This window comes from Desulfovibrio sp. (genome assembly GCF_019424165.1).
In the GTDB taxonomy this organism is placed as follows: domain Bacteria; phylum Desulfobacterota; class Desulfovibrionia; order Desulfovibrionales; family Desulfovibrionaceae; genus Desulfovibrio.
This window is the reverse complement of the sequence record NZ_JAHZAA010000007.1, coordinates 65,343-89,691: the sequence shown is the minus strand read 5'-3', so window position 1 is coordinate 89,691 and position 24,349 is coordinate 65,343. Positions and strand designations below refer to the sequence as shown.

Genomic DNA, 24,349 nt, shown 5'->3' with positions numbered 1-24,349 from the left:
ATAAAAATGAATTTTCGCTTGGGCTGCTTGGCGACACTATGCAACGCATCTATGGCGACGGAAAAGCTGACCTAGGAATTGAATTGCCTGCGGATTGGGCAAGGCCAGCCAAGAAAATGAACCACCGCTCACCAACGCGGATCATTGAATTGATAAATAAAATCCGCTCCGATGTCGATTCCCAAAAACAACAGGAACGACAGGATAAGAACGGTGGGATCGTTAGGCTTTTTGCTATCCAATCCAGCAAGGACAAACAAGCAGCCGAAGCGCTTGTTATGCAACAAATGGCGGCGATAACGGGTGATGGTGATTGGGATAAGCGCGAATCCGTTGTTTCCTTGATTCTTGAACACCACATGGCTGCAAACCGGATGGGATTTGGCGAGATGTTTAGCGCCCTATATCCATCCGATGAATTCCGGCTCGGACTTTTAGACGGCACGTTACCTGAAATTCGGATATTCTCCGAGGTCATTTTGCCGATACTGGAAGCGCATAAAAATGGTGATAAGTTCGCATTGGCCAATGTCGTAAAAAAAATGTCACGACTATTTCAGAAACGCTATATGTTCGAAAATAAGACTAGATCTAAAGATATTTTGGAAACAGCGAAAACCAACATAGAAAAATTATGCACAGCATATGATGCTAAGCCAGATATAAATTTTGGAGAACTCTTAAAAATAGTTTATGAGGGTGGCGTATTCAAAATTCCCAACGGGTATAAACCGATTTTAATGAGAACACCTATTGAACAAGCTGTCGTCAATGCATTTGAGGATGAAATAGATAATACTGAAGAGCCATCGGTCGATAAAATAGACTGTTTGGACAATTTTCTAAACACAAAATTTTCGCAAATACAGAATTATGCTGCATATATCAACGGCCAATCTCCATTTTTCACGCATCAAGGAGTGAAAGGCTTGGAGTTTCCAAGAGTAATGGCCATAATTGATGACTCTGAAATGCGAGGTTTTTTATTTTCCTACGACAAATTGTTCGGGATAAAAAGTAAAACTACGACCGACATCAATAACGAGAGAGAAGGAAAAGAAACGGGGATAGATAGAACACGTCGCCTATTCTATGTCATCTGTAGTCGCGCAGAGAAAAGCTTGGCAGTCGTAGCCTATACTGATAATCCGGCGGGATTAAAGGCAGGGCTGTCTGGAAATGGCTGGTTTAACGATGATGAAATTATTATCTTAAACTAAATGCGGCCCAATTATAGCCGATCAGACTGAAATCCAATATCTACCTATCTTCTGATTGGTTTTCTTCACTCCAATCACGCAGTTTTTGCTGCAACTCTTCCTTGGATGGCAAATATAACTGATACTGCGAAGCGTAAATGTTGGCATCTTCCGGCAGTGTTAGCTCCACCAGGGCGTCATTTTTGAGCTTACAAAGGAGAATCCCAACTGTCGGATTTTCTTCCGGCAATTTCACATGGCGATCAAAGTAGTTCACATACATCTGCATCTGGCCCAAGTCCTGATGGGCCAGCTTCCCGATTTTCAAGTCTATCAGCACATAGCAGCGCAACAGGCGATTGAAAAAGACCAGATCGACATAAAAGTGATCAGCGCCGAAAGAAAAGCGTTTTTGCCGGGCTTCAAAAAGAAACCCCTTGCCGAGTTCCAGCAGGAAGGATTCAAGCCGATCAATAATGGCGCTTTCCAGGTCATGTTCGGAGTAATGGGCTTTTTCCTCCAGGCCGAGGAATTCCAGCACCAGTGGATCTTTGATCAACTGGCGCGGGGTCTGCGGCAAGTCGCCCTCGCTGGCCAGACGCTCCACCCCTTCCTTGTCCCGGCTAAGAGCGAGCCTTTCATACAGGCAGGATTCCACCTGACGCTTGAGCGTGCGCAAATTCCAGCTATGGCGGGCAGCTTCTATTTCATAGAACATCCGTTCTTCCGGGTTGGCGATGCCCATAAGAAAAACATAATGAGACCAGCTAATTAAGGGCAAAATTGGCAATTGCGCAGACAATGTCTGCGCAATCTTGCCGCTATTTTCCTGAATGGATTGCGCAGACACGATCTGCGCAATTTGCGGGAACGGCACGAGGCCGTTTGGCAAATTCTCCAAGCGTGGCGCATACATAAGGTAGAATTGGCGCATAAGCTCCAGGTTTCTTTTGGAAAAACCTCGCCCAAATTCGGCAGTCATTGACTGCGCCAAGTGCTCCATCACCTGTTTGCCGTAGGCAGCCCGCTTGTCTCCTCCCTGCTCATGTTCGACAATACGTTGACCTACGGTAAAATTCATGGCGATTTGAACGGTATCAACACTTCGGGCGGCAACCGCACGGGCAGAAAGTATGATTTCCCGTACTTGCTGAACAAGGTCGGTGAGATCTCTGGTGATTATGATGGATTGTTTTGGCATTGTGGAAATGTACGCTATTCCGGCTGGTTTGCAAAGTTGCCCGTAGGGGAAAACGCACTTCCCTTACTCATTGGCCGCGCCGAAGGCGCGTGTCTTTCTCTCCCTGGCTGTAGCCCTCTTTAATTATGGCTGATTCGCCGTAATAAGAAATGGGCAAGGCGGAACAGTCTTAATAAAATTGGCTTCCTTCCTTTTTTCTTAATTTTTTTTGTCTTTTGGTTTTATGCGCGACACCTACGGACTAACCATGCGACACCTATTTTTTCCGGTCATGGCATACCGAGCGGAAAATCCCCTTCATGGAGAAATTCAGGCCGGGAAAGTCGAACTTGGAGGGGTAGGCAGGGCCGGGAAAGGCCCAAAATCCAGAAAAACCCCATGCGGCCAGACGTGCAAGCTCTGCTATGCGTATCTGCCGGGGCTGTAGTCGGCGGGCAATCCGAGTTCCGCGTTTGTTCGTCGTCGGCACTCGTCTGGAGCAAGATTGGCAATCATGTATTTCGCGCAAGCCCTGTTCCAGCGTAGCGCCGCTTCCTCGCGCTTTTCCTGATCTGCGCGTGAGCGTTGGGGCTTGAATGTGAAGGCATTGCGAAGCCCTTTGGTTATTCGGCGCATGAAGTCCGCTACTTTGCGGTTAGCTCTCATGGCCTTGCGCTGTAGCCTGCTGCTGGCTCTGGCTCTTTCTCTCTGGAGCATCGGCCCAAGGTTCAAAAATTCAAAAAAGAGCGTGGCCACAACGCGAATTGCCCGGAGTCCCACATAGTTGCCCTGGTCGTTGATGGCACGGGGCTGCTGCACGTTCATAAAGCCCGCTTCTTTGAGCAAGGCGATAGCCCGCTCACAACGGCGCTGGCTGATGCCGGAATCACGGACGATGGTTCGCATGTCTATGTCGATGAAACCATTCTCCAGGGTCGGCGTACCGAGGCAGAGGGAAGCAAGGTCAAGGTGTGATAGGATTGTCTCAATGACAATCTGGCAAGCCTCCCGGCGCTCGGAACGGGTTTTTCTGTGCTGGTGCGATTGGAGCAATTTGCATTTTCTAGGATGGTAGTACCAAGCCTTTGCCCGTTCTGCGGCCAGCGAGAGTATACGCGGCAATCCTCCTTTTCCTTTCCTGATGGGTTTGACCGGGGAAAGGTTTGGATGCTTCGGATCATGGCCGCAACGATTACCGGAGGGCATCATTGACGCCTCCGGTTGCCTTACCCGGAGGGTAGGAAGAGGGTAGGATACCCCGTTACGCTCCAGGGTAGGATAAGGGTAGGATGAACCCGAAAAAAAGGAAGCGGGGTTTCTCGTGCTTTTTGGACACGAAAAACCCCGGAAAGTGGAGCCGCCTGCCGGAATTGAACCGGCAATCCTCTGATTACGAATCAGATGCTCTGCCAATTGAGCCAAGGCGGCATTGCGTTGAGTATCAACGCTTTTGGGGAAAAATCCCCAATTTTCATCTAAAACCCAAAAATCTGAGTTGCTACTTCTTACGAATCAGCTGCTCTACCAAGTGAGCTAAGCTGGCAACTATCTTTTTTGTATGTCTTTTTTTTCGTCACCTTTGCAGTGACTTTTTCTCTCCCGCCAGTTGACAAGCTGGTCTATTACGGATCAGCGCCCTACTAGGTGAGCCAAGCTGGCGACCGGATTCTATTGCCAAAAAAGCGCGGGGCTGTCAAGGCGCTTTGCCTGAGCCTTACGCCTTTTCCAGGGTCAGGGGAATGGCGTGTACCTCATTGCTCACTTCTTCGGTATGACCCAGCTTCCATTTGAGGTTTTCCACAGGCCAGCCCAGGCGTTGGGCCACGTCACGGGCAACGCCCGCCACGTTAAGGATGGGATGACGCTGGAAAACCTGCGGCAGACCATAGGTCAGATTGCAGACCAGGCATTTGCCGGGCCGCTGCCGCAGTTCAAAGGCCAGGCGGACTGTCCCGGGTGTTGCCTCGCGGCATACAAGACAGATGTCGTAGGCCCCTTCTTCCGCACCGCCAAAAAGGGCGTCAAAAAACTCGTCTGCGCGGGTAGCAGGAAAAATTTCGTCCAGAAAGGCTTGATCCAGATTTTGCGAAGTCATGCGCTTCCCCCATGAGACTGTGAGATATGCTGTCGTTAAAAAGAGACCGGGCGCGCGATTTTTGGCCTGCCCTTGCGGGGGCCGTCCGGTTGCGCGTTTCACCCGTGCCGGTTTTGTCACAGCAGCCCGCGCAGGTGACTGTATTCAAGGCGCACATCCTGTCGTGGCAGGCGGCTCCAGTCAAAAGCGGGCATAAGTTCCGCCGGGCTTGCGCTTGCGGCGGAAAAAGTAAGACCAGCCAGGTGACCCAGCAAACCTGTGATGCGGCGCGGGTCAACCCCCTGTTCCCGCAGGCTACGCAGGGACAGGCTGTTGTGGCGCTTTGCCAGGCGCTCTCCCTCTGCATCCAGAAGCAGGGGCACATGGGCATAGGAAGGCGCACCATAGCCCAAGAGTTCGAGAAGAGCAATCTGGCGCGGGGTCGAGGGCAGAATGTCTCGGCCTCGCACCACCTGAGTGACTCCCATAAGGGCGTCGTCCACGGCTACAGCCAGTTGGTAGGCCACAACGCCATCGGAGCGGCGCAGGGCAAAGTCGCCCCCGCACCGGGAAAGAAGAAAGTTCTGTGGCCCCATGACGGCATCGGCAAAGTGTATGGGCGCCTTTGGGCAGCGCAGGCGCACGCAGGCTTTGCGGCCCGAGCGCAGCATGGCCTGAATCTGCTCTTCATTCAGATGCCGGCAGGTTCCGGGATAGGGGGCGCCTGCGTCGTCCATATGCGGCGCGGCGGCAAGCTGGCGCAGTTCCTTGCGTGTGCAAAAACAGGGATAGGTCAGTCCGGCCTGTGCAAGCCGCGCCAGCGCCGTATCGTATATCTTGCCGCGTTGGCTTTGCACATATGGGCCGCCGGGGCCGCCCACATCCGGCCCATAATCCCAGTCAAGGCCGAGCCAGCGCAGATCTTCCAGCAGGGCTGCGGCATAGTCCGGCCGGGAGCGCTGCGGGTCGATGTCCTCAAGGCGCAGCAGCACCTGCCCGCCATGTGAGCGAGCGGCAAGCCAGGCCAGCAAAAAGGCCCAGGCGTTGCCCAGGTGCATATGCCCGGTGGGGCTTGGGGCCAGCCTGCCGCAAGGGAGCGATGAATGCTGCATGGGACTTCAGAAGTATGTGTGCCGCGCCGGGCGGTCTTTTTACTGACACAGGGCGGCAATTATGCCTGAACCGGAACAGCATGGCTGCGTTTGCCCCGCCCCGGGGCATCAGGTGCTCGGTCTGTTTCAGGTCTGCTCCGGTTCGGCGGTGTGCGCCGCGTGCCTGGATGCCGCAGTTTTCGCTTTACACGCCAGTGGCGGGTAGCAGGTTTGCGGCGTGAAGCCATGCGGTTGCACGGTTGGCACGAGCGTCCGTCACTGCCCGGTTTTGTCCGGCTGTCATCCGGCGTTGACCGGCAGGCGTCGGGCTGCTGTCAGTTGTTGCCGGCTGTTGTTGATAGCGTCAGGATTTGTTGTTTTTGTCCTTGCCCGGATTCTTTTTGTTCCCGGCGTCAGTTTTGGCTGACGGGCTTTTGGCGGGTGCGGACTTTTTGGCTTCGGTTTTTTTGTTGTCAGGCTTTTTGGCCGTTGCCCCGGCCTTGTCCTGTGATTTGTTCTGAGTTTTGCCAGTAGCTTTAGCTGACGCTTTGACGGTCTGCGCGGTCTGCTTGGTATTTTTGCTGCTTTTGGCTTCTGTGGCGCGGGCCGTGGCGGCGCCCTTTCTGTCGTTGCTGGCGACCTGTATGGTGGTATCCCGTTTTTTCTCACGCGTATTTGTGCGCTTGCTGTCGCGTGTGGCGGCGGCCCGGCTTTTTGCCGGTTTTTTCTTGTCGCGGGCCAGTTCGCGCACGACCTTTTCTTCAGTAAAATCACTGAGGCGGCTTTCGGCCTGGGCCGTCAGCGTTTCGCCACCTTCAACCTTGACGCGGCGCGCGCTGAGAAATGTGGTTTTGAAGTAGGGGTCGTCCAGCGAATTGATGCGCACCTTGGTTCGTTTGCGCGGGCTGTGGATAAACTTGCCGTCGCCCACATAGATGCCTGTGTGGTAGCCCCGCCGGGGGTGGCGGAAGGCCACGATATCTCCGGCGCGCATGTCTTCCACCTTGGTGATGCGCTGCCCGATGACAGACTGTTCACGCGCAGTGCGGGGCAACTGTACACCGACGCTTTTATACGTCCAGCATACAAAACCCGAACAGTCAAAACCGTCCGGGGTAGTTCCGCCGCGCACATAGGGGGTGCCGATGGCTGACCTGGCCTTGCGCAGGAGCTGCTGGCCGGCCACTTGCTGATTGGAATCAAAAGCCGCCTCATAGGAGCGTCGGAACCGCTCGGCGCGCAGGCTGTCAATGCTGTCTTCCTGTGGACTTTTTTTGGCGGCGCAACCAAAGGCCAACACGCAGCCCATCATCAACGCGCACAGTTTCAGACATTTTCCCATCAGCGCTCCACAATGTTATGCCGGCCAGAAGGTGGCGGCAGGTCAGTCGGAAAACGGGCCATGCCCGGCGTAAACTGTCGGGCTTCCTGCCCCGGTGTCTGTTCCGGCCGTGCGGGCCGGGTGTATGGGCCTGCGGTTCAGGCTTTGATATCCAGCAGTGTGCCCAGCATGGCGTCGCTGGTGCGCACCGTGGTTGCATTGGCTTTATAGGCATGCTGGGTAGAGATCATCGAAACCATTTCACGGGCCAGATTTGTGCCGCTGGGGCTTGCCGCTTCAAGCGGCAGGCCTGCGGTTACGTCATAGACTGCCTGGGCGGCGCTGTAGGCTGTACCGCCTGTGCCGGAAGGACCGGCCGGGCCGTTGCCCTGCAGCACGGCATCAAGGCGCACCCCCTGGCCCGCCGGACCGGTGGCGTAAACAGCGCGCTGCGGCTCGAAGCCCGCGGTGCTGACATTGGCAACATTGTGCGCAGCAACAGCCATGCCCCAAGAGTGGGTGTTCATGGCTGAAGCGCCCAATTGCATGCTTGTGTTTATGCCGCTCATATCTGTACCCTGAGGCTGCTTTGCGTTTTTGCCCGCGATGGTTTGGCGCGGGCGGCGCGCATGTGAAAACAACCCTTAGCGCTGCACTAGCATAACCGGCAAACGATTGCAAAATTTTTTTGCCGTGGCGTACAGGCTCAGTTTCAGCCCTTGTCGCTGATATGCCGTTCAATGCGGGCGAAGGCGTTATGATTGTGTATGGATTCCATACTTTCCACCTCCACGCTGAACCATTCCACCTGCCCGTGTTCCGACAGCCGTTGCGCCACATTGCGCACCACGTCTTCCACAAATGTGGGATGGGCAAAGGCATGCTCGGTAACATATTTTTCGTCTTCGCGTTTGAGCAGCGTATAGACGGCCGATGAGCCAGAGGCTTCGGCTATGTCTATGAAATCTTCGAGCCAGGAGAATGTTTTCATGCGCAGGCGCATGCGCACGATGGCTCGCTGACTGTGCGCGCCTTCGTTGCTGATGGCCTTGGAGCAGGGGCAGACAGTCATGACGGGTACGTCTACTTCTAGAATAAAATGCTGTCCCGCTTCGTCAAGTTCGCCGGTGAGGCGGCACTGGTAGCTGACCAGGGCCGGACTGCCCGAAGCCGGAGCGGCCTTGCTGATGAAGTAGGGAAAACAGAAGCGCGCGTAAGCCCGCCGGGCTTCGAGGCGCTGTCTGATATCCTGCAGCAGGCGGCGTACCGACTGGTAGCTGATTTCATCGTTCCACTGTTCCAGCGCTTCCACAAAGCGGCTCATGTGGGTACCCTTGAATTCTGAGGGCAGGTCCACGCCAAGGTCAACGCTGGCCACGGTCTGCTGCGTACCCCGGGTACGGTCGCGCACGAGCAGGGGGAGCCGGAGTTCTCGCACGCCCACGCGATCTATGTTCAGGGGGATTTGCGGGGCATGACTTTGCACGTCTTCCATTATGCCAGGTCCTCTCCTGTGGTAGTGCCGGTAAAAGTGCCGTGCTTGACGCCGCGGCAGGCGATAAGCTTGTCGGCCAGAGCGCGCATGCGCTTGGGCTCGCCCTTGAGCACCAGCACTTCAAGGCAGTTGTAGTGGTCAAGGTGCACGTGCAGGGTGGTAACGATAAGGTCGTGGTCGTCGTGCTGGATTTGCACAAGACGGCGCGAAAGATCGTTTTTATGGTGATCGTAAACCAGGGTGAGCGTGCCTGCGCCGTGGGCGTCGCTGTTCCACTTTTCCTCCACCAGGGCCTTGCGGATAAGGTCGCGTATGGCTTCGGAGCGATTGGGATAGCTTTTGCGACGGCAAAGCTCGTCAAAGGGTTCCAGCAGGTCTTGATCCAGTGAAACGCCAAAGCGTGCAAGATTTCCCATAGCAGTGTCCTGCGGCGCTTGCCGCCTATAATAAAATAAGGGCGGCGCGCTGTTCTGTTTGTGTTGTGGCCGCGTCAGGCGCGGCGGATTTCCCATACCTGCACGGTGACGGGTACGGGCTGGGCGTAGAGGGCTTCGACCTTTTGGGCGTAAACCCGTCTGCCCTGCCAGCCGCCACTTTGCAGGGCGTGCAGGAACGTATCGTAAACCGAACGCCCCGGTTCGGCTACCCAGGCTGCCCCGTCCGGGGCCAGGGCATGCCCCAGAAAACGCAATACCGGCGTTACAAAGCGTTTTTCATACATGATGTCGCCGCCCCATATACGGTGCATGCTTCCGGCCCGGACTGCGGGGCTGCGCCAGTCCATAACTGCCCACAGGGCCTGGGAAACCTCGTTGAGGGCCGCGTTGCGGGCGGCAAAACGCAGGGCCTCTTCCTCATAATCCACCGCCAGCACACGGGCGCCGAGCCATTGGCCCACCATGGCCGTGAGGCCCAGGCCACAGCCCAGGTCAAGGCAGTTCCGCCCTGCGATCTCCTGGCGGCGCTCATGCAGCCACGAGGCCAAGGCCACACTTGATGGCCAAAGCTCCGTCCAGTAGGGCAGGCGTTCGTCTTCAAAGTCGTGGGAATCGGCAGTCATGGCCTCCCAGAGTTGCTCAAGGTCGGCGGCGCGGCTGAGCTGCCACAGCCGCCCGGCGGCGCGCACGGTAATGTGCGGCTGATAGGCGCGCAGGGCCTTGTCTTCTTGCTGCGGGTATTCTGGCGGCATATATTCTCCGGCGCGAGCTTATCCTAATGGCCCGCCGCTGTACAGGGCGCACGGGCTTGTCCGCCTGCACGGCGCATTTGTGCTGTTGTTGGGGGGTTGAGGTGAGCGGACGCCGGGTATATAAGAATCTGCGCTGACGAACAAGCGTTTTTCCGCACGGCTACAGGACGGCCGTGTCATTTTTGCAGCCGAAGGACACATGCATGCACAAGCACAGCGAATACCTGAATCGCATTTTGTTGAGCCGCGTTTATGACGTGGCAGTGGAGACGCCTCTCGAAGAAGCCAAGACCCTTTCGCGCCGTCTCGGCAACAGGATTCTGCTCAAGCGTGAGGATTATCAGCCTGTTTTTTCCTTCAAGCTGCGCGGTGCGTACAACAAAATGGCCCGCCTTTCGCCGGAAGACTTACGGCGCGGCGTTATTGCCGCCTCTGCGGGCAATCATGCCCAGGGTGTGGCCCTGGCAGCGCGCAAGCTTGGCTGCGAGGCCACCATCGTCATGCCTGTGACGACGCCCGCCATCAAGGTGGAGGCTGTGCGCCGTCTGGGCGGGCAGGTGGTGCTTTCAGGCGAATCGTTCAGCGATGCCTGGCAGCATACACTCAAACTTATTCAGGAAAGCGGCTGCATTTATATTCCGCCCTTTGATGATCCGGACGTCATTGCCGGGCAGGGAACCATCGCCATGGAAATTCTGCGGCAGCATCCCGGCGATATTCACGCGGTTTTTGTGCCCATCGGCGGCGGGGGCATGGCGGCGGGCGTTGCGGCCTATATCAAGGCCCTGCGGCCTGAAATCCGGGTCATCGGTGTGGAGCCTGTGGATTCCGATGCCATGCGCCGTTCGGTTATGGCCGGACACCGGGTGGAAATGCATGACGTGGGGCTTTTTGCCGACGGCGTTGCCGTGAAGCTGGTGGGCGAGCACACTTTTGCCCTGTGCCGCGACCTGCTGGACGACATTATTGTGGTAGAGACAGACGCCATCTGCGGAGCCATAAAGGATATTTTTGAAGACACGCGCCTGGTCGCCGAACCCGCGGGAGCCCTGGCCCTGGCCGGGCTGCGCGCCTACGTTGCCGCCAGCGGCCAGAGGGATGTTACCCTGGCCGCGGTGGTCAGCGGGGCCAACATGAACTTCGACCGCCTGAGCCATGTGGTGGATCGGTCTGAAATCGGCGCGCACCGCGAGGCCCTGCTGGCAGTGACCATTCCGGAAGCCGTGGGCAGTTTTCGCGTCCTGTGTGCTGCTTTCGGCAATCGCAATATCACTGAACTGTGTACCCGGTTTTCCGACCCGGTAAAGGCGCGTGTGCTGGTTGGCATAAAAATCAGTGGGCGTGAAGATGTGGCCGAAGTGCTGGCAGAACTGCACAGCAAGGGTTTTGGGGCCGTTGATCTGACTGATAACGAATTTGCCAAGGTTCACCTGCGGCATCTGGTGGGCGGCAACGCACCGCAGGTGCTGCATGAGCGGTTGCTGCGCTTTACCTTCCCCGAACGGCCCGGCGCTTTGCTGGACTTTATGGACGCCATGCGCGTGGACTTCAGTATCAGCCTGTTCCAGTACCGTTATCATGGTGCTGACTTTGGCCGCGTGCTGGTGGGCTTTGAGGTTCCGGAAGAAAAGCGCGAGGTTTTCGAGGAGTTTTTGCAGCGGGTTGAAGGCATGGGCTACCCGCATGTGGAAGAAACGAACAATCCCGCCTACCAGATGTTTCTGGGGTGGCACGACGACTAGGGCCGGCTGCCATTGAAGGTGGCCCGCTGTCCTGCGCGGATGTTTCGTAACATCTGTTCCACAAACAAGTACGGCCCGTTTTCGTTCAGGCATACCCCTTTGGCTGGGGACGGACCTGGACGGAAACGGGCCTTTTTGTCAGCGGAAAACTATTGCAGGGGCAGATAGCTTTTCTCAAAGGCCGCCATGGGGATCGGCTTGCTGAACAGATAGCCCTGAACCTGCTCGCAGCCTTTTTGCCTGAGAATGGCAAACTGTTCTTCTGTTTCCACGCCCTCGGCCACTACGCGAATGTCCATTCTGCGGCACATGTCCACCACGGCTTCAATGACCATCTGGGTTTTCTGATTGGTCACGATGCTGTCCACAAGGGCTTTATCCACCTTGAGTTCGTCGAAATTTGCCAGTGAAAAGAGCGACAGGTTGGCAAAGTCTACCCCAAAATCGTCAATGGCCACGGCAAAGCCCATCTCGCGAATACTGTCGATCAGGGCAAGCAGGTTCATGCCCTCCACGCCCTTCACGCTTTCCGTCACCTCAATGATCACCCATTTTTTATCAATGCCGTAGCCCTTGAAAACCGTTTGCAGCCGCGTGAGAAAATCCTGTTCTGCCAGGGTGTAGCGCGAAAAGTTCACGGATATGGGAATAGCCCGCCTGCCCTCGGCAAGCCACCGGGCTATGCTGGCGCAAACAATATCAAAAACATAAAAATCAAGAATGCCGATGAGTTTTGTGTCTTCAAGAACTGGCAAAAACTGCGATGGGGGCGTGACAGTGCCGTCTTTTTGCAGATAGCGCACCAGAGCTTCACAGCCGCTGACCCTGCGGTCGGCAGAAGACACCTTGGGCTGGAGATAGACGGTAAACGCGCCTTCGTGCAGGCTTTTTTTCAGCATGCCCGGTTCGGTCAGGCAGAAGACGTCATCGTTGTAGTGGCGGTAACGGTCACTGGGAAGGTTTTTCCGGTAGTGATTTTTCTTGTCCTGATACATGAGTTTTTCCGCCGCATGGGCCAGGTCCTGCATGGCGGCTGTTGTTTCGGCCCACTGATGGCCGATGGCCACGCGACAATCCTGAAAGGCGGAGCAGTGTACCTTGAGCAGGCGAACGCACTGTTCAAAGCCTTCCCGGGGTATGTTTTTGCACATGACAAGAAACTCGTCCCCGCCCACGCGGTAGGCTGTACCCGAAGGAAAGGTCTTTTTGACACAGTGCGCGCAGTCCACCAGCAGCCGGTCGCCGTGGGCCTGGCCGAACACGTCGTTGATCCGTTTCATTTCATTGATGGAAAGATAGGCGATGCCCGCATTGTGCGTGTCTTTAGCGCCGGAAATGTCTTGCAGGTAAGAGTTCCTGTTGTGCAGGCCCGTGAGGCTGTCCTCAAAGCTCAGCTTGACCAGCAGTTCTTCGGAGTTGATGCGGCGTATGGTTGAGAGCAGAAAATAGCGCAGCGAAAGCAGCAGGGGCGCGATTTCGCGGATTCTTCCGGAAGCAGCGTTTTCCATACCCCAGAAACCCAGCAACGTTCCGTTCTGTTCCAGAGGCATGATCACAAGGTTGCGGATGCCCTGGGCATAAAGGTCCTTGTAGGCCTCCTGTTGCTGCTCCATATTGCTGATAACAAGGTATTCGCTGGTGTCCGCAGACATTTTCCATTGCTGAAAGCGGGCTTCGTCCAGTGTCTGGTAGCGTTTTTGGGTCAGGCTGGCGGCCCGCCATTCGCTGTTCAGCAAGAATGTTGTGCCGGAAAGCCAAAAGAAATAGGCACGGTCTGCGCCAAAGTGCTTGCCTACCCGCTTCAGCAGATCTTCCAGAGCTTCTGACAGGGTTTTTTCATTATAGAGCAGGGCAATGCAGCCCCTGTTGACTTGCTCTCCCTCCAGCGCGTCTTGCCGCGCTTGGCGTTCCAGCTCCCTCTCTCTGCTGTCGGTTGCGATCTGCATCCGTGCTTTTCTGCCGTTCCAGTTTACGAGCCTGTCGCGCAAAATGAAGTGCCGCCCCAGCATTTTGTTGGTAAATTCCCAGGAATACACACTGTCAAATGTGAGCCGGTCGTTGAGGCAGAAAGAGCACGGGGTATCCAGCCCTTGCAGCAGCTGATGACATTTGGCGCCACGTGAATTATCGATGCCGTATTTTTCCCGTGCCGAGGCGTTGATGTAAAGCAGCTCATAAGTGGTCACATCCACTACGTAGACCAGTTCCAGCATCTGTTCGAGGGTGTTCAGCAGCGTGTCCTGCATTAACGCTTTTTCTTCTTCCGGCATGTCGGAGATCATGCCCTGATCCATCGGGTGTGCCGGTGTGGCCGTCTGCAGGACGGACAGGGGGATTTCTCTGGGCTTGCCCGTATACGGTTCGGGATGTTCCACAACTACCCGGTTACGGCCGTCCTGCTTGGCCTGGTACATGGCGCTGTCCGCGCAGCGGATAAGGTGCTCAAGGCTCCGGGGGGCTGCGGGCTGCATGCTGGAAAGACCGATGCTGACAGAAAGCCGCAGGTCGGGATACTGCTGAAAGCGTATGCGCTGCACCATGTTCATGATGCGGTGCGCCACAAGGTGAGCCGCATCGCTGTCCGCGTGGGCCAGCAGAACCACAAATTCTTCGCCGCCATAACGGCAGTTGATGTCGCTGCCGCGCAAACAGCGCTTGATGGCATATGAAATACGCTCCAGAACCGCATCGCCGAAGGCGTGTCCATAGAGGTCGTTCACCTGCTTGAAATGATCGATGTCGATGAAGAGAACCGAGACGGGCATGTTGAATTTTTTGCTGTGTTCGTGCAGGGCCGCTCCCCTCTTGAAAAAAGCATGCCGGTTCGAGGCGCCTGTCAATTTGTCGGTGGTAGCCATGTGAACCAGCGCATCACCATAGCGCTTGAGTTCCTGGATGTTTTTTTCTTCCCGTGATTTGAGCTTTCCTACAAGAAGGACAATGGCGAAGATAGACAGGGCAATGGTGACGGATTTGTAAGCGCCGGCCGGATCGTTGGTCTTGACCAGAAAAAAATGGGCACTGTACGCAAATGCCACACAGCCGTTGAGAGCGCCCCCAAGATAACCGCTGGAATATGTAGCATACACAATGGGGATCATCAGAATGATCATGGGGTTGGGAATATTGAAAGCATAAACAATGAGAATGGAAAGGAAAATTAATGAAACAGAAGCCAGATATCTTGCCCATTCATGCTGTAAGCAGGTGGTAACGCGTACTTTCAGGGAGCCTATATTTTTTTTCATTCCGGTCTCATTATATCCGGCTGATGTTTTTAAACATTTTGTGATTGAAAGTTTGATATGTACAATGTTCTGTATAAGAAAAATATGGCATATGAAACCTATACAGAATTATTTTTGAATATTCCATATCTGGAATATGTGCATATCTGTAGGAATTGCCCTGTGCTGTAAAAAAAGCTCCCCACCGTATAGAGTGGAGAGCCTTTCCATTGCGGGAAAGAAAGAAATTCTTACCGTGCGCCAAACCCGGGGACATAAAAGCGGCGTTCAAGCCAGCGGAGAAAAAATGTCGCCAGCGTAACCATGGCCAGGTAGTAGGCCCCCACTGTTACGAACACTTCAGTAAAGCGGAATGTGTCTGACGCCACCACCTTGCCCTCGCCCATAAGCTCCATGCAGGTGACGAAATAGGCCAGTGAACTGTACTTGATGAGGTAGATGATCTCGTTGCCGCAGCCGGGAAGGGCGCGCCGCGCCGCTTGCGGCACGACTATCCAGGCCACCGTTTTCCAGGTGCTGAATCCCAGGGCCTGGGCCGCCCGTATCTGCCCCTGGCGGATGGAGAGCAGCGCCCCGCGCACATATTCGCTCTGGTAGGCCGCCGTACACAGGATAAAGCTTGTAAGGGCGGCTCCATACGGTGGAAAATAGATGCCGAGCTTGGGCAGGGCGTAATAGATCATCATCAATTGTACCAGCAGCGGCACGCCGCGCACGATAGCGGTAAACCAGTCGCCCACGCGGCGCATCCAGCGCGGGCCGAAGGCGCGGGCGCAGCCCAGCAGCACGCCGCCCACAAAGCCCAGGCTGCCTGCGGGAATGATGAGCGCCAGGGATACGAGCAGACCCCTGTTAAGGGCGGGGATAAGCTCGTGGCTGAAAAAGGCCGTGTCCAGCACGCTAAACCCCCATCTCCAGCAGGCGCTGGCAGAAGTCGCGGGTGCGCGTGGCGGAGCCTTCAGCCAGGAGAACCTCGGGCGCGCCCTGTTCAATCAGCTTGCCGTGTTCCATAAAAATGATCTCTGTGGCCAGAGCGCGGGCAAATTCCATCTGATGGGTAGCCATGATCATGGTCATGCCCCCGCTGGCAAGGTCGCGTATGACAGCGAGCACTTCGCCCACAAGTTCCGGGTCCAGCGCCGATGTCGGTTCGTCCAGCAGAATGACTTTTGGGTCCATGGCCAGGGCGCGGGCCATGGCCACGCGCTGTTTCTGGCCGCCGGAAAGCTGGGCCGGGTAGAGCAGGGCGCGGCGGGCCAGGCCGACGCGCGCCAGTTCCTCATGGGCGCGGGCTTTGGCGTCTTTGTGGTTCATGCCGCGCACCTTGCGCAGGGCAATAGCCACGTTTTCCTCGGCTGTAAGGTGATCGAACAGGTTGAAGTCCTGAAAGATCATGCCCACCTGAGTGCGAAAGGCGCACAAGGCGGCCTTGCTGGCGCGGTCAAGGCGCTGGCCTTCAAGATAGATATCGCCTTTGTCCGGGGGGATAAGACAGTTGATGCTCTGCAGCAAGGTGCTTTTGCCGGCGCCTGAAGGCCCGATGAGCACCTTGAGTTCGCCCCGGCGCACCGAAAGATTGCAATTGTCCAGAATGGGCTTGCCGCCCAGCTTCTTGGAGATGCCTTCAACACGCAGAATCGCTTGTTCGTCCACATTCATGGCTTATCCCGCACCCGTGCCTTCCATGCCCATGCCCGTGGAATATCCCGGTACATGAACTCTTTTTTCCAGACGACGCAGAAGTTTCAGCACCGCCAGTGTCAGCAGAAAATAAATGCAGCCCGCCGCCGCGTAAAGGGCCAGATGCTCGTGCGTGCGCGCGGCCACAAAAGACGTTCTTGCCATGATATCCTGTGTGCCGAGAACGTAGCAGATGGCCGAGTCTTTGAGCAGAATGGAAAATTCGTTGGCCCAGCCGGGAATGGACAGGCGCATGGCCTGGGGCAGTATGATGCTGCAAATACCCGTGCTTTCACCCATGCCCAGAGCGCGTGCCGCGTTGAGCTGTCCCTGGGGCAGGCTTTCAATGGCTCCCCGGAAGATTTGCGACTGGTAGGCCGTGCTGGTGCAGCCAAGTACGAGGCAGCATATAAGAAACGGGTCTGCCGGCAGCCCAAGACTGATGAAAAAACCGTAGCACAGAAAAAGCAGCACAAGAATGGGTACGCCCCGGAAAAACCACACATAGAGCGCGACCAGACGGCGCAGCCAGGGGCCGCCGTAAACCTGGGCCACAGCCATAGGAACGCCGAGCACAAGGCCCATGGCGAGAGAAATGGTCACGTTGCCCACCGTGACTATGCAGCCGGCCAGCATGGACGGCAGGGCGTGGTAAACTACTGAAAGTGAGTCCATATGCGGGGTTTTGCCGTAGGTTGGGCAGAACAGCGCGGACCGCCGGAATAACCGGCGGTCCGCGCCTGCCGTTCAGCGCTTTCGCGTTGCTTATTTATTCAGGTATTTTTTCTGCAGTTCCTGCCAGTACGGATCGGCCATAAGCTTTTTGTAGCCTTCATTGATGAGCTTGTGCAGGTCTTTATCGCCCTTGCGCATGGCTACGCCGAATTTGTCGGGTTCGCCGTGGACACCGGCCTTTTTGACGGCACGGCCTTTGGCAATGGCGTCGTCGGCGGGCAGTTCGTCCATAAGGGCCACTTCAATGCGGCCGTTGAGCAGGTCTTCCACAGCCAGGGGGGCGGACTCGTAGAAGCGCAGTTCAAAAGGATACCCCTTTTCCTGCTGTTCCTGCTTGATGGCGTTGGCTTCAGAGGTGCCGCGCTGCACGCCGAGCTTGACCTTTTTGGTCAGGACGTCCTGCGGGGTCAGCGTGGAGTCGGCGGGTACGATAAACACGCGCGAAACCGTCCAGTACGGTTCGGAAAATTCCACGACTCTGGCGCGCTCGGGCGTGATGCTCATGCCGGAGTCCACCATGTCGATCTGCTTGGCCACAAGGGCGGGAATGATGCCGTCCCAGGCCATGGGTTTGTGCGTGATTTCGAAGCCCATGGTCTTGGCTATCCAGTTGAGCGAATCCACGTCAAAGCCGGCGGGCTGGCCGGTTTTTTCATCCATATAGGCGAAAGGCGGATAATTGGGGTCAATGCCGTTCACATAGCTTTTTTTGGCAAAAGCGGGCACGGCGGCCATAACGGCAGCCAGCAGGGCGCAGACAAGAAATTTTTTCATGCTCGTTTTCCCCCTCGGAAATAGCAGTGGCCTTTATACGGCAGGACCGCGAAAACAGTAGCGGCAGCCGCTGAAAATGGATACGCGCCCCGTGGTTCAGGCCGCGGGGTACGCGAGCGCACACAGGCAGGGCGCATGCCCTGCCGCCGCGCTGGCTACGGCAAAACAAGGATTTTATCTAACAGAAGCTGTGCCGTGACGCAAGCCGACCGGGATGGATTGTTTTTTGCCGTTTGCAGAGGGAACGAATATGGGATAATAATATGGTTTAAAGCATGGTGCGATGCTCCAGGCCTGTTGCAGACCAAAACAATCAACCCCGGTGGTTTTGCCGCGCAAGCGGCACTGTTTTTTCCGGGATGGGTGCCATGAAAAAAACCTCGCGCTGGGTTTACCTCGCCTCTCTTTTCGGTATTTCCGCCCAGAAATTTCTGCTGTGTCTGTTTGACCTGCTGGCCCTTCTGGGGACCGCTCTTGTCGTGCTTCTTGGCAGAGCCGCTTTTGGCGGCCTTGATCCCGCACTGTATCACTGGGTTGTACCCATGCTTCTGCTCGGCCCTGTTTTGGGAGCCGGACTGGGGCTGTACCAGACAGTGAGCCTTGCGCCGCACCGTGAACTCAAGGCACTGTTTCAACTGACAAGCCTTCTGTACGCCATTATTCTGGCAGTGCTTTTTCTGTCCAAAACCGGCGATGCCTATTCGCGTATTGTCATTATGGGCAGCTGGGCCGCCACTCTCTTCAGCATGCCGCTCATGCGCAGCTTGTGCCGCCGCCTTTACGCGCGGCGGCGCTGGTGGGGCAAACCACTGGTTATTTTTGATCATTGCAGCGAAGGGCGCGAGCTGTGGCGCTATCTGAAGCGTCATCCCGACAGGGGGCTCAACCCGGTGGCCATTTACGATCTGCCCGAAGCCCCGGAGGAGATGCGCCGTCTGTTTGCCTCTGTTTCCTCCCGGCAGCCCAAGGCCATGGCCCTGCTGTTGCAAAAGGTGGGCAAGGCGCAGGATGTGGACGTGATTACCGAGGCCAGCCGGTATTTCAGCAGTACCCTTGTGGTTCCGGCCTTTGGCGGCAGTTTTCGCGTCCACTGGCTGACGCCGCGTGATCTGGGCAATGCCGTGGGGCTGCTGGTACGGCAGAACCTGCGCGACAAGCGCCGGCTTTTTGTCAAAAGATGTCTGGATATCGGCTTGTGCCTGCTTGGTTCGGCCCTTTTACTGCCTCTTGGGGCTGTTCTTGCCCTTATTATCAAGCTGGACAGCCCCGGGCCGGTTTTTTACCGCCAGACGCGCATCGGGCGGGGCGGCAAGGATATCCGGATATTCAAGTTCCGCACTATGGTGTGTGATGCGGACAAGGTGCTCAAGGATATGCTGAGCAGCGATGCCACCCTGCGCGCAGAATGGGCCTGCGACCGCAAGTTGAAATGTGACCCGCGCATTACCCGCGTGGGCCGTTTGCTGCGCAAGCTCAGCCTTGACGAACTGCCGCAGCTCATCAACGTGGTGACGGGCGATATGAGCCTTGTGGGGCCGCGCCCCATCGTCAGGGGCGAAGTGAAAAAATACGGCTCTGTATTTGACGAATACTGTATGGTACGGCCCGGTATTACGGGGTTGTGGCAGGTTTCCGGCCGCAATAACACCACCTATGAGGAGCGCGTGAATTTTGACCAGTATTATATTAATAACTGGTCCGTATGGATGGATCTGTGGATTCTGTGCAAAACCGTGCCTGTGGTTATTCTGGGGCAGGGAGCCTACTGATGGGTGAGCGCGGTAACAGATTGAACCGCTTTCTTGACCGGTGGGCGGGCATCCCGCTGACCGTCTGCACGGCGGGGCTGCGGGCCGTGGCAGGAACAGCCAGGCTGAACATGCCGTCCGAACCGCAGCGGGTAGGATTTCTCTGCCTTGGCGCCATTGGCGACCTGCTGCTTTTGTCATCCCTGATTACGGCCTTGCGCAGGCGTCTCCCCCATGCGCGCTTTTATCTGCTGACCACCAGCGGGAACGCCGCTACGGCATCGCTGATTCCAGGTATTGATGAAAGCGCCTCCTTTGGTGTGCGCAAGGTTCCGGCCATGCTGGACTGGCTGCGCGGGAAAAAGCTGGACATGCTTTTTGACAGCAGCCAGTGGCCCCGGCTCGGGGCTGTGCTGAGCAACCTGTCAGGAGCGCCCTGCACCGTGGGCTTTGATACCCCGGGGCAGAGCAGGGCCTACGGTTACTCGCACAGGGTGCCGCACTGCGCGGACAGGCACGAGGTGGAAAATTTTCTGGCTCTGGGCAAAGCGGTGTATGACGATCTGGAGGGTGAGCCATGCCTTGCCCTGCCTGTTGAGGCGCCAGCGGATGCCGCCAAGGCCGATCACATGCTGGCAGAGCTTGCGGGAGCACGCCTTCCGCGTATTTATCTGCACATGTGGCCGTCGGGCATTCATGCCCGGCTCAAGGAATGGCCTTCGGGCCACTGGGCGGCTCTGGCCCGGGAACTGGCCGGGCGCGGCTTTCAGGTCTGCCTCACCGGGGCGCCCGGCGATGCCGCACGAAACGCGGCTTTTCTTGTGGCTCACGCGGACTGTCCCGCCGTGTCCCTGGCGGGCGACCTGTCGCTTGCCGGGCTTGCCTGGATGTTTTCCAGGGCGGCAGCGGCTGTTTCGGTCAATACAGGAACCATGCATCTGGCGGCTCTTGCCGGTGCGCCCACAGTGGGGCTGCACGGGCCTACCAATCCTCTCCGCTGGGGCCCCTGGGGCAGGCAGGTGCAAAGTCTGCTGCCGCATTCGGGGGCCTGCGCCTATCTGAATCTTGGCTTTGAATATCCCGAACCGCCGGTGACCTGCCTGGAGAATCTGCCCGTGAGCGACGTGCTGGATGCGCTGGAGCGCATGGGCGTGCGCGGACCCGCAAATCTTTGAAGCTGGATGGCTGGCTGCACAGGGATAAACAGCAAACAGCCCGAGAGTCTTTGACGCTCCCGTTTATGAACAGTGCCAGGCAGGCAATATGCAAAGGCCCCGGAACGATTCCGGGGCCTTTGGTCTGTGTGGTCTGAGGTGTGGGAGGCTTAAAATTCCGGCACGTCCGCCGGTTTGCCGTCCTTGATTTTATCAAGGTAGACGGCCCAGGCCTCGCCTATGGCAAAAAGCCGTTCTTTCGGTATGGCCTTGCTGTCATAGAGAATGAGCACGGAGCCGCTTACAGGATTGCATTCCACAGAGTTTACTCCGGCAATGGTCTTCATGCGGGCTTCGGCAAGCGCGGCTACGGATTCGTTGCGGAGGGCGGGGTGGCGTATGCGCACTCTTCCGTCCACAAAACTGCGTACATATTTAAGAAGATGCAGAGTGTTCAAAATGGCTCTCCTCGCCCGGAAGGGCCTTTTTGGGCAAATGCGGTCGCATGGCGTTGAGCGCCACGCCCAGAGTCGTGACATTATGCAGCAGGGCTGAAACGCCGGGGCCGATGATCATGAAAAGTCCGCCCACAAGAAATGCGCTATTGAGCGCCAGCGTGGATACAAAGTTGAAGTGTATGCGCCGCAGGGTTCGCCTGCCCAGCAAACGGGCATTGACAATCCCTTCAAGGCTGGGATGGGTCAGCAGCACGTTGGCTACCTCGCGGGCCAGATCTGTACCGTCGCTCATGGCAACGCCCACATGTGACGCTGAAAGGGCAGGGGCATCGTTGATGCCGTCGCCCACCATGAGCACCTTGCAGCCCTGATCGGTGAGATCTTGTACAATGCGGGCCTTGTCTGCGGGCAGCACCTGAGAGCGGTACTCGTTAATGCCGACACTGGCGGCCACGGCGCGCGCGTTGCGTTCATCATCTCCGGTGAGCATGAGTATGCGCCCGAAGCCCAGGCCGCGAAGCTCTTCCACAACGCGCGCGGCTTCCGGACGCAGGGGGTCTTCAATGGAGACCATGCCCGCGAGCTTGCCGTCTTCGCTCATGAAAAGCAGCGAACGCCCCATGGCTGTCTGTTCTTCTATGCTATGCTGCAAGGGGCCGAGGTCAACGCCTTCGTCATGCTCGATGTAGTGGCGACTGCCCACGCGCATTTTTTTGCCGTAAAGGGAAGAAGCCACGCCGTGCGCCACAAGGTATTCCACATGGGCGTGTTCTTCTTCGTGTTTAAGCCCTTCCTCATCGGCTTTGCGCACCACGGCGCGCGCCACGGGGTGGGGAAAATGCTCTTCAAGGCAGGCCATGACGCGCAGAACTTCGGTGCGGTCAAAGCCCGGTGCGGGAAAGATTTCCACAACCTTGGGGCTGGCCTGGGTAAGCGTGCCGGTTTTGTCAAAGACAACGGTGTCGGCCTCATTGAGGGCTTCAAGGTAGCGTCCGCCCTTGATGGCCATGCCGTGGCGCGCGCCTTCACGCATGGATGCCAGCACCGCCAGCGGCGTGGCCAGCTTGAGCGCGCAGGAGTAATCCACAAGCAGCACAGAGGCCGCGCGGCGGAAGTCCCGCGTGAGCAGCCAGACCACGGCGGCCAGGCCAAAGGTAAAGGGTACGGCCATGTCTGCCAGGCGTTCGTATTTACCCTGTATGCCCGCCTTGAGCGTTTCCGACTCTTCAATAAATTTGACAACCTGGCGCAGGCGCGTGCCATCGCCCACATGCTTGGCACGGATGACAAGGCGGCCTTCCTCGACCACGGTGCCTGCAAAAACAGACGCTCCCACCGCCCTTCTGACGCCGAGCGGCTCTCCTGTCATGGAGGACTGGTTGACTACCGCGCAGCCTTCTTCCACCACGCCGTCCACGGGGATGCTGCCGCCGTCGCGTACAACCACAAGGTCGTCTTCTTTTACCTGGGCAAGGGGAACGGATATTTCCGTTCCATCAACGAGCAGCCAGACATTTTCCACATTAAGGGCGAGGCTTTCGGTCAGCGTGGCCATGGAGCGGCGGCGGGTCCAGTACTCCAGCGTTTCGCCCAGGCCAAGCAGCAGGGTGAGCAGGCTCACCGTGCGGAAGTCGCGCATGATGAGCGAAGCGCCAATGGCTGCCGCGTCGAGCACATCCACATTGAGCGCACCGCGCAGAACGGCCTGTATGCCCTTGAAAAGAAATGGCACAGCGCTGACTACGCTGTTGACGATGCGCAGGGCCATGGGCAGCAGGGGGCGCACAAAAACGTACTGAAAGACCGGCATAAGCCCTTCGGTAAGTGTGGCTTCGCCGGGGCCGGGAGCGTCGCCATCGGCGGTATCCATATGCGCCAGCGGGCTTTGCTCGTCGCCGGCGCCCACGAGCAGGGTCAGGGCGCTCTCGCGGCTTTGCCGGTCTTCATAGAAGAACAGCAGGCTGCCCAGGCGCGGTGTAACGCGCGCCACAATAATGCCGGGCAGGGTGGACAGGGCTCCTGCCAGTGCTTCGGCCTGCGCAGGATTGAGAGGGCAAGAGGCGCGCACGCGCATTCTGCCGGAATCGGGCGTGGCTATGCCACACAACTCATGGACAATATAAAAACGCATGCGCGCTCCTGTTCCATAAATAAAGCAAAGACTGCAAACCGCGGGGTGTGTGGCCATCGCCCGAAGAAGGGGCGGCATCGCCTGAAGGGAGCCGGACAGGCCGGGGCGCGTCGGGCGTTTTTGACCGGGTATTTCTGTCAAACAGTAATAAAGTGCGCGGACGTAAGTCCGCGCAGGGCAAACGCCTTACCGGAGGCAAGGCCGATTGCGTTAAGCTTCAGCAGCGTCCTTGCCGGCCTTGCGTTTTTCAGAGGCCAGGCGTGCTTCGGCGGTGAGGTCTTCCACATCTTCCTTGAGGGCTTCAACCTTGGTAAGCAGGGCGTCTTTGACGTCAATGCCGCGGCTGATAAGGTCAGTAGCCAAAGGCTTGAAGTCGACCTTGCCGCGATTTGCGGCAGCAACACCTACAGCGCCGACGATCAGGCCGCCCAGGAACCACAGGCCGCATTTAAAACCGCTATTCATAACTAACTCCTTTACGTGTTTGCACTATGCCGTATTTCCCGACGGGCAGGTGGCCGCCCCTCGGATATCGCTCGTGTCCTTGCCGAAAAATACGGCAGGCAGAAAAACAGTATAATAAAAGAAGTCCGATGAAAAGTCTGTAAACGACCGAAAAATGCGGTCGCTTGCGATGGGCTTCGCAGCCGCCGGGCGCGGTTTCAGCCATATTTTACAGCATGACCGGAGGCCCGGCTTCTCAGAAGCGCCGTGTGGGATGGCTGTTAGTTGCCGGAGGCCGTCAGATCAACCTTGATGTAATCCGCTTCGCTGTTGCGCAGGGAAATGGTCACCCCGGAAAGGCGCAGGGCTACGGGATCTTTGAGGGGAGCCCGCCCGACGACAGAAACTGTTGTTCCGGGGATGAGCCCCATGTCGCGAATGCGGCGGTTCATTTCACCAAGGGCTTCTACAGCGGCAATTCTGCCCTTCTGGCCTACCTGCATCTGACGCAGATTGACAATCTGGCTCATGCGTGTTCTCTCTTTTTTAGCATTACCGGGTAATGCATCTGAATACCATTCAGGCCACAGGCTCATGCCGCAACCTGATGCGGCGCTTGCGCCATATGGCGTTTTTTCAGGCTTGACAGCGATCTTGCTCCCAATAGGCAGACGTGTCAAGAGAAA

The 24,349-nt window shown here is 57.0% G+C and carries 22 protein-coding genes and 1 tRNA gene; 4 read left to right on the top strand and 19 right to left on the bottom strand.

Annotation, left to right across the window (positions count from 1 at the left end; genetic code table 11):
- A partial coding sequence (locus tag QZ377_RS04735; RefSeq protein ID WP_291440000.1) for a hypothetical protein occupies positions 1 to 1,220 on the top strand: 1,220 nt, incomplete at its 5' end.
- 40 nt (positions 1,221 to 1,260) lie between these two features.
- On the opposite strand, the gene QZ377_RS04730 is transcribed toward QZ377_RS04735, so the two are convergent.
- The 10 genes from QZ377_RS04730 to QZ377_RS04685 all read right to left on the bottom strand — a co-directional run bounded on the left by QZ377_RS04730 (position 1,261) and on the right by QZ377_RS04685 (position 9,549).
- Entirely contained in the window at positions 1,261 to 2,400 is a 1,140-nt protein-coding gene (locus QZ377_RS04730; protein ID WP_291439998.1) for a PDDEXK nuclease domain-containing protein, read from the bottom strand.
- A 402-nt stretch (positions 2,401 to 2,802) separates the two neighbouring features.
- Entirely contained in the window at positions 2,803 to 3,588 is a 786-nt protein-coding gene (locus QZ377_RS04725; RefSeq protein WP_291439996.1) for a hypothetical protein, read from the bottom strand.
- Positions 3,589 to 3,731: 143 nt separating this feature from the next.
- A tRNA-Thr gene (locus QZ377_RS04720) sits at positions 3,732 to 3,807 on the bottom strand.
- Between the two features lie 286 nt (positions 3,808 to 4,093).
- Positions 4,094 to 4,474 (bottom strand): hypothetical protein, encoded by a 381-nt coding sequence (locus QZ377_RS04715; protein WP_291439994.1) that lies wholly within the window; start codon positions 4,472 to 4,474, stop codon positions 4,094 to 4,096.
- Between the two features lie 116 nt (positions 4,475 to 4,590).
- Positions 4,591 to 5,565, bottom strand: coding sequence for a tRNA glutamyl-Q(34) synthetase GluQRS (gluQRS, locus tag QZ377_RS04710; RefSeq protein ID WP_291439992.1), 975 nt, complete (start codon positions 5,563 to 5,565; stop codon positions 4,591 to 4,593).
- Between the two features lie 343 nt (positions 5,566 to 5,908).
- Entirely contained in the window at positions 5,909 to 6,886 is a 978-nt protein-coding gene (locus QZ377_RS04705; RefSeq protein ID WP_291439990.1) for an NlpC/P60 family protein, read from the bottom strand.
- Between the two features lie 137 nt (positions 6,887 to 7,023).
- Positions 7,024 to 7,434 (bottom strand): flagellar basal body rod C-terminal domain-containing protein, encoded by a 411-nt coding sequence (locus QZ377_RS04700; RefSeq protein ID WP_291439988.1) that lies wholly within the window; start codon positions 7,432 to 7,434, stop codon positions 7,024 to 7,026.
- 143 nt (positions 7,435 to 7,577) lie between these two features.
- Complete coding sequence (gene folE2, locus QZ377_RS04695) at positions 7,578 to 8,360, bottom strand: GTP cyclohydrolase FolE2 (RefSeq protein WP_291439986.1); 783 nt, start codon at positions 8,358 to 8,360, stop codon at positions 7,578 to 7,580.
- Complete coding sequence (nikR, locus tag QZ377_RS04690) at positions 8,360 to 8,776, bottom strand: nickel-responsive transcriptional regulator NikR (protein WP_012625386.1); 417 nt, start codon at positions 8,774 to 8,776, stop codon at positions 8,360 to 8,362. Before nikR ends, folE2 begins: the two co-directional genes overlap by 1 nt.
- A 74-nt stretch (positions 8,777 to 8,850) precedes the next feature.
- Complete coding sequence (locus QZ377_RS04685; protein WP_291439982.1) at positions 8,851 to 9,549, bottom strand: 50S ribosomal protein L11 methyltransferase; 699 nt, start codon at positions 9,547 to 9,549, stop codon at positions 8,851 to 8,853.
- 203 nt (positions 9,550 to 9,752) lie between these two features.
- Here QZ377_RS04685 and ilvA point away from each other — a divergent pair, with 203 nt between their 5' ends.
- Entirely contained in the window at positions 9,753 to 11,291 is a 1,539-nt protein-coding gene (gene ilvA / locus QZ377_RS04680) for a threonine ammonia-lyase, biosynthetic (RefSeq protein ID WP_291439980.1), read from the top strand.
- A 149-nt stretch (positions 11,292 to 11,440) separates the two neighbouring features.
- Here the strand turns inward: ilvA and QZ377_RS04675 are convergent, their stop codons facing one another.
- From QZ377_RS04675 to QZ377_RS04655, 5 genes are all read right to left on the bottom strand, one after another.
- Complete coding sequence (locus QZ377_RS04675; RefSeq protein WP_291439978.1) at positions 11,441 to 14,539, bottom strand: bifunctional diguanylate cyclase/phosphodiesterase; 3,099 nt, start codon at positions 14,537 to 14,539, stop codon at positions 11,441 to 11,443.
- Between the two features lie 230 nt (positions 14,540 to 14,769).
- A complete protein-coding gene (locus QZ377_RS04670) occupies positions 14,770 to 15,438 on the bottom strand; it encodes an amino acid ABC transporter permease (protein ID WP_291439975.1) in 669 nt (222 codons plus the stop codon).
- 1 nt (position 15,439) lies between these two features.
- Entirely contained in the window at positions 15,440 to 16,198 is a 759-nt protein-coding gene (locus tag QZ377_RS04665) for an amino acid ABC transporter ATP-binding protein (RefSeq protein WP_291439973.1), read from the bottom strand.
- A 3-nt stretch (positions 16,199 to 16,201) separates the two neighbouring features.
- On the bottom strand, positions 16,202 to 16,894 hold the full coding sequence (locus QZ377_RS04660) for an amino acid ABC transporter permease (RefSeq protein WP_291439971.1): 693 nt from the start codon (positions 16,892 to 16,894) through the stop codon (positions 16,202 to 16,204).
- A 90-nt stretch (positions 16,895 to 16,984) separates the two neighbouring features.
- On the bottom strand, positions 16,985 to 17,728 hold the full coding sequence (locus QZ377_RS04655; RefSeq protein ID WP_291439969.1) for an ABC transporter substrate-binding protein: 744 nt from the start codon (positions 17,726 to 17,728) through the stop codon (positions 16,985 to 16,987).
- Positions 17,729 to 18,096: 368 nt separating this feature from the next.
- Between QZ377_RS04655 and wbaP the strand changes: the two genes are divergently transcribed.
- Both wbaP and QZ377_RS04645 read left to right on the top strand, forming a co-directional pair.
- Positions 18,097 to 19,497 carry an undecaprenyl-phosphate galactose phosphotransferase WbaP gene (gene wbaP, locus QZ377_RS04650; protein ID WP_291439967.1) on the top strand — a complete coding sequence of 467 codons (1,401 nt, stop codon included), beginning with the start codon at positions 18,097 to 18,099 and terminating at the stop codon, positions 19,495 to 19,497.
- Positions 19,497 to 20,651, top strand: a complete 1,155-nt coding sequence (locus QZ377_RS04645; protein ID WP_291439965.1) for a glycosyltransferase family 9 protein — start codon at positions 19,497 to 19,499, stop codon at positions 20,649 to 20,651. Before wbaP ends, QZ377_RS04645 begins: the two co-directional genes overlap by 1 nt.
- Before the next feature lie 149 nt (positions 20,652 to 20,800).
- Here the strand turns inward: QZ377_RS04645 and QZ377_RS04640 are convergent, their stop codons facing one another.
- The 4 genes from QZ377_RS04640 to QZ377_RS04625 all read right to left on the bottom strand — a co-directional run bounded on the left by QZ377_RS04640 (position 20,801) and on the right by QZ377_RS04625 (position 24,193).
- Positions 20,801 to 21,088 (bottom strand): HMA2 domain-containing protein, encoded by a 288-nt coding sequence (locus tag QZ377_RS04640; RefSeq protein ID WP_291439963.1) that lies wholly within the window; start codon positions 21,086 to 21,088, stop codon positions 20,801 to 20,803.
- Positions 21,066 to 23,219: a heavy metal translocating P-type ATPase gene (locus QZ377_RS04635; protein ID WP_291439961.1), complete on the bottom strand. Its 2,154-nt coding sequence runs from the start codon at positions 23,217 to 23,219 to the stop codon at positions 21,066 to 21,068. Before QZ377_RS04635 ends, QZ377_RS04640 begins: the two co-directional genes overlap by 23 nt.
- Before the next feature lie 210 nt (positions 23,220 to 23,429).
- The gene (locus QZ377_RS04630; RefSeq protein ID WP_291439959.1) at positions 23,430 to 23,684 is read right to left on the bottom strand and encodes a hypothetical protein; all 255 of its coding nucleotides are present in this window, start codon (positions 23,682 to 23,684) and stop codon (positions 23,430 to 23,432) included.
- Positions 23,685 to 23,944: 260 nt separating this feature from the next.
- Positions 23,945 to 24,193: a FeoA family protein gene (locus QZ377_RS04625; RefSeq protein WP_291439957.1), complete on the bottom strand. Its 249-nt coding sequence runs from the start codon at positions 24,191 to 24,193 to the stop codon at positions 23,945 to 23,947.
- Positions 24,194 to 24,349 lie beyond the last annotated feature (156 nt).